This window comes from Streptomyces sp. CWNU-52B (genome assembly GCF_047444975.1).
In the GTDB taxonomy this organism is placed as follows: Bacteria; Actinomycetota; Actinomycetes; order Streptomycetales; family Streptomycetaceae; genus Streptomyces.
The window spans coordinates 24,213-34,116 of the sequence record NZ_JBLFJV010000006.1; the positions used below are offsets into that span (position 1 = coordinate 24,213).

At 71.0% G+C, this 9,904-nt stretch carries 10 protein-coding genes; 3 read left to right on the forward strand and 7 right to left on the reverse strand.

The features are described 5' to 3' along the window. Positions 1-59: 59 nt before the first annotated feature. The 4 genes from ACLVWQ_RS07520 to ACLVWQ_RS07535 all read right to left on the reverse strand — a co-directional run bounded on the left by ACLVWQ_RS07520 (position 60) and on the right by ACLVWQ_RS07535 (position 4,004). A complete protein-coding gene (locus tag ACLVWQ_RS07520; protein ID WP_414107443.1) occupies positions 60-581 on the reverse strand; it encodes a PepSY domain-containing protein in 522 nt (173 codons plus the stop codon). A gap of 156 nt (positions 582-737) precedes the next feature. After that, positions 738-1,526, reverse strand: coding sequence for a response regulator transcription factor (locus ACLVWQ_RS07525; protein ID WP_414107809.1), 789 nt, complete (start codon positions 1,524-1,526; stop codon positions 738-740). A 271-nt stretch (positions 1,527-1,797) separates the two neighbouring features. Next, positions 1,798-3,246, reverse strand: a complete 1,449-nt coding sequence (locus ACLVWQ_RS07530) for an ATP-binding protein (RefSeq protein WP_414107444.1) — start codon at positions 3,244-3,246, stop codon at positions 1,798-1,800. After that, the gene (locus ACLVWQ_RS07535) at positions 3,243-4,004 is read right to left on the reverse strand and encodes a response regulator transcription factor (RefSeq protein WP_414107445.1); all 762 of its coding nucleotides are present in this window, start codon (positions 4,002-4,004) and stop codon (positions 3,243-3,245) included. Before ACLVWQ_RS07535 ends, ACLVWQ_RS07530 begins: the two co-directional genes overlap by 4 nt. A 497-nt stretch (positions 4,005-4,501) precedes the next feature. Between ACLVWQ_RS07535 and ACLVWQ_RS07540 the strand changes: the two genes are divergently transcribed. After that, positions 4,502-5,266, forward strand: coding sequence for a hypothetical protein (locus ACLVWQ_RS07540; RefSeq protein ID WP_414107446.1), 765 nt, complete (start codon positions 4,502-4,504; stop codon positions 5,264-5,266). On the opposite strand, the gene ACLVWQ_RS07545 is transcribed toward ACLVWQ_RS07540, so the two are convergent. Continuing rightward, on the reverse strand, positions 5,248-5,862 hold the full coding sequence (locus ACLVWQ_RS07545; RefSeq protein WP_414107447.1) for a TetR/AcrR family transcriptional regulator: 615 nt from the start codon (positions 5,860-5,862) through the stop codon (positions 5,248-5,250). The genes ACLVWQ_RS07540 and ACLVWQ_RS07545 overlap by 19 nt on opposite strands. 168 nt (positions 5,863-6,030) lie before the next feature. On the opposite strand from ACLVWQ_RS07545, the gene ACLVWQ_RS07550 reads away from it, so the two are divergent. After that, entirely contained in the window at positions 6,031-7,068 is a 1,038-nt protein-coding gene (locus tag ACLVWQ_RS07550) for an aldo/keto reductase (RefSeq protein WP_414107448.1), read from the forward strand. 203 nt (positions 7,069-7,271) lie between these two features. Next, positions 7,272-8,195 carry a lysostaphin resistance A-like protein gene (locus ACLVWQ_RS07555; protein ID WP_414107449.1) on the forward strand — a complete coding sequence of 308 codons (924 nt, stop codon included), beginning with the start codon at positions 7,272-7,274 and terminating at the stop codon, positions 8,193-8,195. A 138-nt stretch (positions 8,196-8,333) separates the two neighbouring features. On the opposite strand, the gene ACLVWQ_RS07560 is transcribed toward ACLVWQ_RS07555, so the two are convergent. Then, complete coding sequence (locus ACLVWQ_RS07560) at positions 8,334-9,080, reverse strand: SDR family NAD(P)-dependent oxidoreductase (protein WP_414107450.1); 747 nt, start codon at positions 9,078-9,080, stop codon at positions 8,334-8,336. An 82-nt stretch (positions 9,081-9,162) separates the two neighbouring features. Continuing rightward, entirely contained in the window at positions 9,163-9,858 is a 696-nt protein-coding gene (locus ACLVWQ_RS07565) for a TetR family transcriptional regulator (RefSeq protein ID WP_414107451.1), read from the reverse strand. Positions 9,859-9,904 lie beyond the last annotated feature (46 nt).

A 9,904-nucleotide genomic window follows, 5' to 3' on the forward strand; every position in this document is an offset into this window, starting at 1 on the left:
TTCGGGTCGGATTCGGGGCGAATTCGGGACGGGGGTCGAAGACGCCGTCCTACGCGCGGTTACTTGTTCGGGTCCACGCCTTCGCGGACCGGGCCGCCGTCGTCGTCATCGTCATCCGCGTCGTCGTCATCGTCGTCATCCGAGTCGTCATCGTCGTCGTCGTCGTCGACGGCGCCGCCCGTGCCGGTTCCGGGGGTGGTGTCGCAGTCGTCGGAGGCGGTGGCCGCGGCGCTCTCGACGATCTCGCCGGTGGTGGCGTCGAGCGTGACCCGGATCGGGCCTTTCCCCTGGTCGATGGTCACTTTCCAGACGGCGGTACCGCCCTCCTGGGCCAGCCGCACCTCCGTGATGCGGCCGTCGCCCACCTGCTGGATGACCGCGTCCGTGGCCGCGGCCACGGTGCCCACCGCGAGCCCCGAGGCGTCCTGCGCGCCGAGCCCCGAAGCCTTGTCCGTCCGGAGCTGCACGGACGATTCGCTCACCGAGGACTTCTCCGTCGCCTCGCCGCCCATGGCGACTCCGGCACCGCCGACCATGATTCCGCTCACGACGATCGCCGCTATCGCGTTCCTCTTCCGCATGGCTGATCCCTTCACTTCGGTGGATGTGACAACAGCGAGTATTGGGCCGGGCGGCGGTGAATTCCGGGCGCGGACCGGAACGTTGGGGAGGCGCTCGCGGAATCTTGTCGCTCTTAACTTCCTACTGGCTGTGCCTTATCCCTTTGGACGGGCCGGTCAGCCGTTGCCGCTGCCTTTGCCGCTGCCTTTGCTGCTGCTGCTGCTGCCGCCGCTGCCCGAGGGCGTGGCCAGGCGGAATCCGATCCTGGGGACGGCGGTGATCCACGACGGGCCGCCCAGCTTGCGGCGCAGCGCGGCCACATGCACGTCCAGCGTCTTGGTGGGGTCGAAGAAGTGGGGTCCCCACACCTCGTCCATGATCTGCCGGCGGTGCCACACCGCGCCGGGGTCGTCGGCCAGACAGGCCAGGAGGCTGAACTCCTTCGGAGAGAGCGCGAGCGGTTCCTCGCCGACGGTGACCTGACGGGTGCGCCGGTCTATGGTCAGCGGCCCGACCCGCTGAACGTCCGCCGTCCGAAGGTCCGTTGTCCGAACGTCCGTTGTCAGGGCATCCGGCGTCCGGACATCCGTCGTGGCGTGGGCGGCCCGGTGCCGGGGGCGGGCGCGGCGGCTGACGGCTCGGATGCGGGCCACCAACTCCCGTACGCCGAAGGGCTTGACCAGGTAGTCGTCCGCCCCCACCGCCAGGCAGGCGGCGCGGTCGGTCTCCTCGCTCCGGGCGGTGATCATGATGATCGGGGCGGCGGAGCGGGACCGCAGGGTCCGGCAGACGTCGAGGCCGTCCATGTCGGGCAGTCCGAGGTCCAGCAGTACGAGGTCGGCCGTGGCCGCCGTCAGCGCGGCGGCGCCCGTCGCGGCCCGGTCCACCGTGAACCCGTGACGGCACAGCCCCTCGGACAGCGGCCCGGCGATCCGGTCGTCGTCCTCGACGAGCAGCAGTCGCACGGCGGACGGGTCGGGCTTCTCTTCCTCCTGCTTGTCGGCCGGTGAGGCGGGTGGTGCCGAGCGGTCGGGTCCTGGTGGCACGGCTTTCTCCTCGGCACGCTGAAGCTGAGGGAGCAGACGTGTGTTCCACCGTGGAAGGCCGCGGGACGCAGGGACGCACGCCGAGTGATGACGACGACCCTAGGCCGATGAGGGGCGGCGTCGGGCCAGCGCTCTGCCAGCAGAGGGTTAGCGGACGGCCAAGGTTCGGGGCGGCTGCTCCGAACGTCCGTCAGAACGCCGAGACCGTCGCCCTGCGCGACGCGGAGCGCGGACCGCGGTGCGGCCCCACGCGGTGTTCCCAGGCGGGCCGCAACCGGACGACGGCGTCGAGACCACCTCCGGGTGCGGCGTCGAGGGTCACGTCACCGCCGCCGGCCCGGGTGAGCTGCTGAACGATCGGCAGGCCGAGCCCGGTGCCCTCGTGGTAGGAGTCGGCAGCCCGCCAGAAGCGGTCGAAGGCGCGCTCACGCTCGGCCTCGGTCATACCGGGGCCCTGGTCGATCACATGCAGCTCGACACCGGAGGCCCGCGGGCCTCCGGTCAGCGACTTGGCCAGCGTGATGGTGGTGCCCGGCGGTGACACCCGCAGCGCGTTGGAGAGCAGGTTGTCGATGACCTGTTCCAGGGCGCCCGGCAGCGCCCACACCTCGCCGGCCCGCTCTCCGGTCACGGCGATCTCGACGTGGTTCTCGGCGGCGAAGGCGGCCCAGGTGAGCGCCCGGTCGGTGGTGACGGCGTCCAGATCGGTCGCCTCCGGAGTGCTCCCGGAGTTCTCCAGCCGGGCCAGGGCGAGCAGGCCCTGCACCATCTGACCGAGCCGCTCCACTTCCCCCACCGCCTCGTCGAGACTGTCCTGGGCGCGCGGGTCGAGGTAGGGCTCGAAGTTCTCCAACCGCAGGCGCAGCGCGGTCAACGGGGTCTTGAGCTGGTGGGACGCCTCGGAGGCGAACGCCCGCTGTGCCTGGAGCAGATGCTGCAGCCGGGTCGCGGTCCGCGAGAACGTGGAGGCGAGGCGGCGCAGTTCGGGCGGACCCTGCGTGATGGTGGGAAGGTCCTTGAGGCTGCCGTGGGCGAGTTCGGCGGTGGCGCGCTCCAGGGCCCGTACGGGACGGGTGACCCAGCGGGCCAGCGCCAGGGCGATCGCCGCCACGGCCACCAGGACGCCCAGGCCGATGAAGGCCAGGGTCATCCACGTGCCGTGGACCCTCGACGTCAAGGGGGCGACCGGGTAGGAGACGCGCACCACGCAGCGGACGGTGGTCCCGGAGGAGCCCGGCACGGTGACGGTGAACGCGTCGCCGTCGGTGGCGTGGTCCTCGCGGGTCGTGGTCATGGACCGGTCGCGCAGGGCGGCGGTGATGTCGGGTTCGGCGGACAGGTCCGTACCGTCGGCCACGGCGTCGTGCGAATCGGTGAGCACCCTGCCGGTGTCGTCCACGACGACGACCCGGCTGCCGTTCTTGCGGACGAAGTCGGCGACCAGCGCCGGTACTTCGGCCGCCGCCCGCTGTTCGACCCTGACCTCCAGGACCTGCGCCAGCAGCTCGGCCGAGTGCCGTCCGTCCCCGGTGAACCGGGAGATCTCGCCGCGGGCGTAGAAATAGCCGAGCGGCAGTTCCAGGCCGAGCAGGACGAGCAGCGTGAGGCTCAGATAGCTGAGCAGGAGGCGGCGGGTCACCAGGCGCCCCGGTCCGGTGCCTGCCAGGCCGGCGCGGCCGCCCCCGGGGCGACGGGCGGGCGGAGCCGGAACCCCACGCCGCGGACGGTGTCGATCCAGGCGGAGTCGCCGAGTTTGCGGCGCAGCGCGGCGATGTGCACGTCCAGCGTCTTGGTCGGGCCGAAGTAGTTCGGGTGCCACACGGTGTCCAGGATGTGCTGGCGGGTGCAGACGGCCCCGGGGTCGTCCGCAAGACGGGCCAGCAGGTCGAACTCCTTCGGTGACAGCGCGATCGGGGCCTGGCCCAGGTGAACTTGGCGGGTCCGGCGGTCGATCGTCAGCGGGCCGATCCGCTGGCGGGGGTCGGCCGGTTCGGCCGGTCCACCGGCCCCCGGCCCGGACCGGCCCGTACCGGCCGCGGTGTACGAGGCCTGGGCGCGGCGGTTGACGGCCCGGATCCTGGCGATCAGCTCTCTGACGCCGAACGGCTTGGACACGTAGTCGTCGGCGCCGATCTCCAGGCCGAGGACGCGGTCGACCTCGTCGCTCCGCGCGGTGATGATGATGATCGGCACCTGGGAGCGGAGCCGGAGCGCCCGGCACACCTCGATGCCGTCCATGTCGGGCAGCCCGAGGTCCAGCAGGACCATGTCGGACTCTCCGGCGGCCAGGCCTTCCATCCCGGTGCGGGCACGGTCGACGGTGAAGCCGAAGCGGCCCAGTCCCTCGGTCAGCGGACCGGCCACCCGATCGTCGTCCTCGATCAGCAAGACACGCATATCGGCAGACTCACAAGTCCTGAGGAGTGACGGTGGAACGAGCGGAACGGGACGGCGGGACCGAGACGGCAAGCAGCGCTCGTACATTCAGCAGTACCGGTACCAGTGCGCCCATACATCCCGTTTCTCCGTGCTTCACGCAGGTGTGAATTCCCTTTCCGCGCGTTGGCCCGACACGGTACAAGAAAGCAGCGCTCAGGGGTACCGCGTGACGAATACCGGAAACCGGGAAGCGGTCGAGGAGAAATAATTCACGGCAGCCCGAAATGGCGTGCTCGGATTCGCTGGTGATATCCACCCCGATCGCGGGAGCACGGCGGCGCCGAGGCCTCTGGTGAGGCCTCATCCGTCAGTACGCACGGGAGGCGCCCGGCGTTCAGCAGGCGTGCGGTTCGGTCCGGGACGGCGCCGTCGGCGGCCTCGTCGGCAGGGCGTTGGCCGTTCCTTAACGATCCGCTGGCACAACGCTGTCCCGCATCCGCCGTCGGTCTCCTAGTGTGTGGGACGAACCCGGTCGGGCATCCGCGGCGAACTCTTCCCCTTTCGACGGACCGCCGGACAGCGGCTTTTCCCCGACCGAGAGAAAGGGCACCGTGTCATCCGGCTACGACTACGACTACGACGACTCGGACTCCGATTACGGCTCCGGCTCCGGATGTGACTCAGGCGGTCAGGGCGACCGAGTGGCGACGGGGCAGCGGCACAATTCCGCGACCGTCAAAGGCGAAGCCTTCGTCATCACCGGACTTCCCGGGCCGCCGCCCGGCGACACCGCGTCCTTGCCCACGGCGACGGGCTCTGGCGGCAACCGGACCGACGCGGACCGCCTCGACGACGGCCGCCCCGACGACGACCGGACCGGGCTGTGGAACCGGCTGGGCGACCGCAAGGCCACCGCCGTCACCGCGGCCGCCGCTGGGCTCGTACTGCTCGGCGTTCTCCTCGTCATGTCGATGATCACCGACGGCATCACGTTCACCTCGGACAGGACGGAGCCCGCGGGCGGAGACACCTCTGTCGTGAGCCCCTCGGACCAGAACACCCGGCCCGAGGAGCCGGCCACTCCCGCGGCACCGCCCGTGGCCGCCGATCCCTCTCCCACGGATCTCCCGACAGCCTCTGGGACCAGCGCCGACGCCCCTGACGACGATGACGATGACGACGAGGGGGAGGAGGACGACGAGGAAGACGACGACGATGACGATGATGACGACGAGCATGAGAACGATGACGATGACGACGACTACGACGACCTCGGATAGCGCAGCCCGTCGTGGATGAGGTGCACCACCTCTCGGGCGCCCTTCTCCCAGCCGGGCTGGTCGTGCGAGGCGCAGATGGCGCCCATCGCGCGGAACACGGTGTCCGGGGTGATGTCGGCGCGGATCGTCCCGTCCGCCACCGCGGCGGCCATCAGCTGCCCGATCGTCTCCGCCATGGCCTCGCGGCCCTGGGTGAACACCGGTGACCCCAGGTCCATCACCGTCTTGAGGGCGACGGCCATGCTGCGGCTCTCCATCGCGTGGTCGACGAGCTGTTCCATGAAGGCCCGGATCGCCTCCTGGGGCGGCACGGTGTCCAGGAGGCTCGCGCCCCGGTGGCACAGGTCCTCTATCCGCTCCTCGTAGACGGCCTCGATGACGGCCTCGCGAGTGGCGAAGTGCCGGTAGAAGGTGCCGACGCCCACTCCCGCGCGACGGGCGATCTCCTCGACCCGGATGTCCGACTCCCCGGCGGTGAAGGCGTCGCGTGCGGCGATGAGCAGCGCGTCGCGGTTGCGCCGGGCGTGGGCGCGCAGCGGCTTGCCCGCCCCGGGGGGCGGCGTGCGGGGCGCGGGTTCGCCGGCGTCGTCCACCACTGTGTGTCCCTCCGTCCGGTCGAGGGGGTCTGGGGGTCTGGGGGTCTGGGGGTCTGGGGCGATCGTGGTCCCCACTCTACCGGAATCCGGTTCCGGTTCGGGTAGGGTGAAACGGAATCGGATTCCGGTTTGCTGTCGAGCGCCCCCTGAACCCTGGAAGGCACAGCCATGCTCCACACCACCTTCGGCCGCGGTACCGGCCTGCGCGTGTCCGAGTTCGCCCTCGGCACCGCCAACTACGCCACCGGCCCCGACGCCCCGGCCGGCCCCGCCGAGGCCCGCGCGATCTTCGACGCCTTCGCCGAGGCGGGCGGTACGTTCATCGACACCTCCGACCGCTACCAGAACGGGCAGTCCGAGACCGTGCTGGCCGACCTGCTGGCCGCCGACCGCGACCGGTTCGTCCTGTCCACGAAGTACACCCGGGGCAGCGACAGGGACGGGATCAGCGAGAACGGCAACAGCCGCAAGATCATGACCCGCTCCGTCGAGGCCAGCCTGCGGCGGCTCGGGACCGACTACATCGACGTGTACTGGGCCCACCTGCCGGACGCCGTCACCCCCGTCGAGGAGATCGTCGCGACCTTCGACGACCTCGTGCGCGCCGGGAAGATCCTGCACGGCGGCCTGTCCAACTTCCCCGCCTGGCGGGTGTCGGCCGCCGCCACCCGGGCCGCGCTGCGCGACCGGTCCCCCGTCGTCGGCATCCAGGTCGCCTACAACCTCGCCGACCGCACCGCGGAGCGCGAACTGCTGCCGATGGTGGAGGCGTTCGGGCTGGGCGCCGCCCTCTACTCGCCGCTGGCCGGCGCCGTACTGACCGGCAAGTACCGCCAGGACGACCACGGCAGCCGGCGGCCCGCACGCCCGGAGGACGAGCACACCCGTGCCGTCCTCGACACCGTCCTCGCCGTCGCCGAAGAGTGCGGTACGGACGCCGCGCAGGTCTCCGTGGCGTGGCTGCGAGCCCGCGCCGCCCGCAGCGCGACCGCCCTGATCCCCGTCATCGGCCCGCGCACCACGACCCAACTGCACGCCTACCTCGCCGCGTTGGAGCTCACCCTGACCGACGAGCAGTACGAGCGCCTCGATCGGGTCAGCGCCGTCCCGCTCGGCACCCCGCACGAGACGGTCGCCGCCGCCCTGCCGACCGTCTTCGGCGGCGACCTCGGCCTCATGCGCCGCCACCCGGTACCGGTGATCTGACCCACCAGGCCCCGCCCCTCGTCCCCTCAAACCCCTTGGCCCCTCGCCCCCTTCCCTCTTCTCCCGTCGCCTCCTTGTCCCCCACGTGAGCGACACCGGTTGTCAGCCTCGGGGGGACGTGCCGAGGTGCCCCTCGCTCATAGCGTTCCTGTCAACGAAGGGGCGGCCGGGCCGCCGGTCGACGATGGGGAAGAAGCCAAGTCATGTCGCTCAGGAATGCTCAGGCCGTGGAGTGGGTCAGGCAGCAGTTCTCGCAGTCGCCGTTCGAGGCGACGCGCCGGGTGTGGCCGACCGGGGTACGGCTGGTGGTGCTGGTGGTGCTGTTCCTCCTGATGACGGGACTCGCCGCCGGGATGCGGGAGCTGGCGGGCGAGAACCCGGTGCTGTCCCTGCTGTTCGGGGCGGCGGCCGCGGTGATCATCCTGACGGTCTACGCGGCGGCGGTACGCATCCTCGAACAGCGGCCCGTGTCCGAACTGGACACCGGCGCGGCCGGGTCCGGCCTGCGGGTCGGCGTCCTGACCGGCCTCGTACTCTTCGGCGCGACGCTCGCGCTGATCGCCCTGTTCGGCGGATACGGCACGAAGGGCGGGGTGTCCGTCGGTGGCGCGCTGACCGTCCTCGGGATGATGGCGGGCGTCGCGGTCGTCGAGGAACTCCTCTTCCGCGGCGTCGTCTTCCGCCTCGTCGAGGAACTCGCCGGTACGCGGGGCGCGCTGGCCGTCTCGGGCGTGCTGTTCGGAGGTCTCCACCTGGTCAACTCCGGTGCCACGCTGTGGGGCGCGCTGGCCATCTCCGTGGAGGCCGGCCTGATGCTCGGCGCCGCCTACGCCGCCACCCGCACCCTGTGGGTGCCGATCGGGCTGCACTTCGGCTGGAACTTCGCCCTGAGCGGGATCTTCGGCGTCACGGTCTCCGGCAACGAGGACATGCCCGACGGTCTGCTCCACGGGGTGCTGTCGGGCCCCGAGGCGATCACCGGAGGCGGCTTCGGCCCGGAGGCCAGCGTCTTCGCCATCCTCGTCTGCCTCGTCCCCGCGGTCCTGTTCCTCCGCACGGCCGAGCGCCGGGGCCGCATCCACACCCGCCGGCAGCTCAGGAGCACGGGGACGACGGCCTCCTCCTGACGCCGGGGCCGCGGGGCTCAGGGCCGCGGGGCCTCGGGGTTACTGGGCCACTGGGCCGCCTGCCGAAGAGCGTCCACGGACATCCGTGGACGCTCTTCGGCAGGGCTGGACCTGGCGGAACCACCACCCGACCCGACGTCAGGCCGCCGACATCCCCGCGTCGATCTTGTGCTCCGCACCCGTGATGTAGGACGACTCGTCGGACGCCAGGAACAGCACCAGTGACGACACCTCGTCCGCTTCCGCGAGCCGGCCGAGGAAGATCTGCGCCAGTGCGTCACCGCCGCCCTCGTCGGTCGCCTCGACCATCATCGGTGTGTTGATGAAGCCCGGGTGCACGGAGTTCGCGCGGATGTTGTCGAGCCCGTACTCCTGCGCGACCGCCTTCGTCATACCCCGGCTGGCGAACTTGCTGGCGACGTAGGCGAGGCTCGGGAATCCGTAGTTCGCGCGCAGGCCCGCGAGCGACGAGATGTTGACGATCGATCCGATGCCCGCGCGCCGCATCGACGGGATGACCGCCTTCATGCCGAGGAACTGGGAGTGCTGGTTGATGGCGCACACCCTGAGGTACTCGTCCTCGTCGAGGTCCGCCGTCTTGGCGATCGGCCCCAGGACGCCCGCGTTGTTCACGAGAACGGTGACGTCGCCGAACGCCGCCTCCGTCTCCTCCACCACGCGCTTCCAGCCGTCGAACTCCGTGACGTCCTGGACCGTGTACCGCGCGTTGTCGCCGAGCTCTTCCGCGAGCTCACGGACGGCGTCCTCGTTGACGTCCGTGAGGGTGACCTTCGCCCCCTCCTTGATGAAGCGGCGGGCGTGCGAGGCGCCCATGCCGCGGCCCGCTCCGGTGATGATCGCGACCTTGTCGTCCAGTCGGCCCATGAGAGGACTCCTTCGTCCTTACGGAGATCCGAATTTCGGAACCTGGTTCCAAAAATACACCTCGGATCCTCCGAACCCCCGGTCAGCCTCGTGGCGTGCCGTCCAGCACCGCCTGGAAGGCGTCGGTGACCGGGCGCAGCGCACGGTCCAGCTCGCCGATGTCGACCGCCTCGACCGCCTCGTGCGCTGCGCCGCCCGGCTCCCTGTCCGACTCTCCGCCCGGCTCCCCGTCCGCCGTTCTGTCCGTCGCTCTGTCCGTCGCGGCCCACTGCCTGAGCACCGCGACATAGGCCGCCTGTACGGCGCCGCCGATCGCGGCCGGGACGGGGGCGCCCGCGTCGAGTCCGGTGCGCTCGGCCGTGTACCGGCTCACCGTCTCGGCCCATACGCGCCAGTGCGCGGCGGTCTCCGCGACCAGCGCGGCGTCCCGGTCCAGTACGCGGAAACGGTCGAGCCACGAGTCCGGCGCCGCCTCCTGGGACAGGCGCGTCGACTGGACGACCGCCGCTCGTACGGCCGTCATGACGGGTACGTCGTCGGCGTCGCGCAGGGCCGACCGCAGCCGCTCGACGGCGCGGTCGAACTCGCCCCACACGATCCCCGCCTTCGAGCCGAAGTAGCGGAACAGCGTCGAGCGCCCGACACCGCCGGCGGTCATGATGGCCTGGAGGGTCGTCGCCTCGTAGCCGTCGCGGAGCAGCAGGTCGAAGGCGATCTCTTCGAGGGCCTCGCGGGTCGAGGCGCGTGGTCGCCCCCGGCGAGGGCGTGAGGTGGTCATCGTCCGAGCCTAGTGACGTACTTTTGGTACGAGGTGCCAATATTGA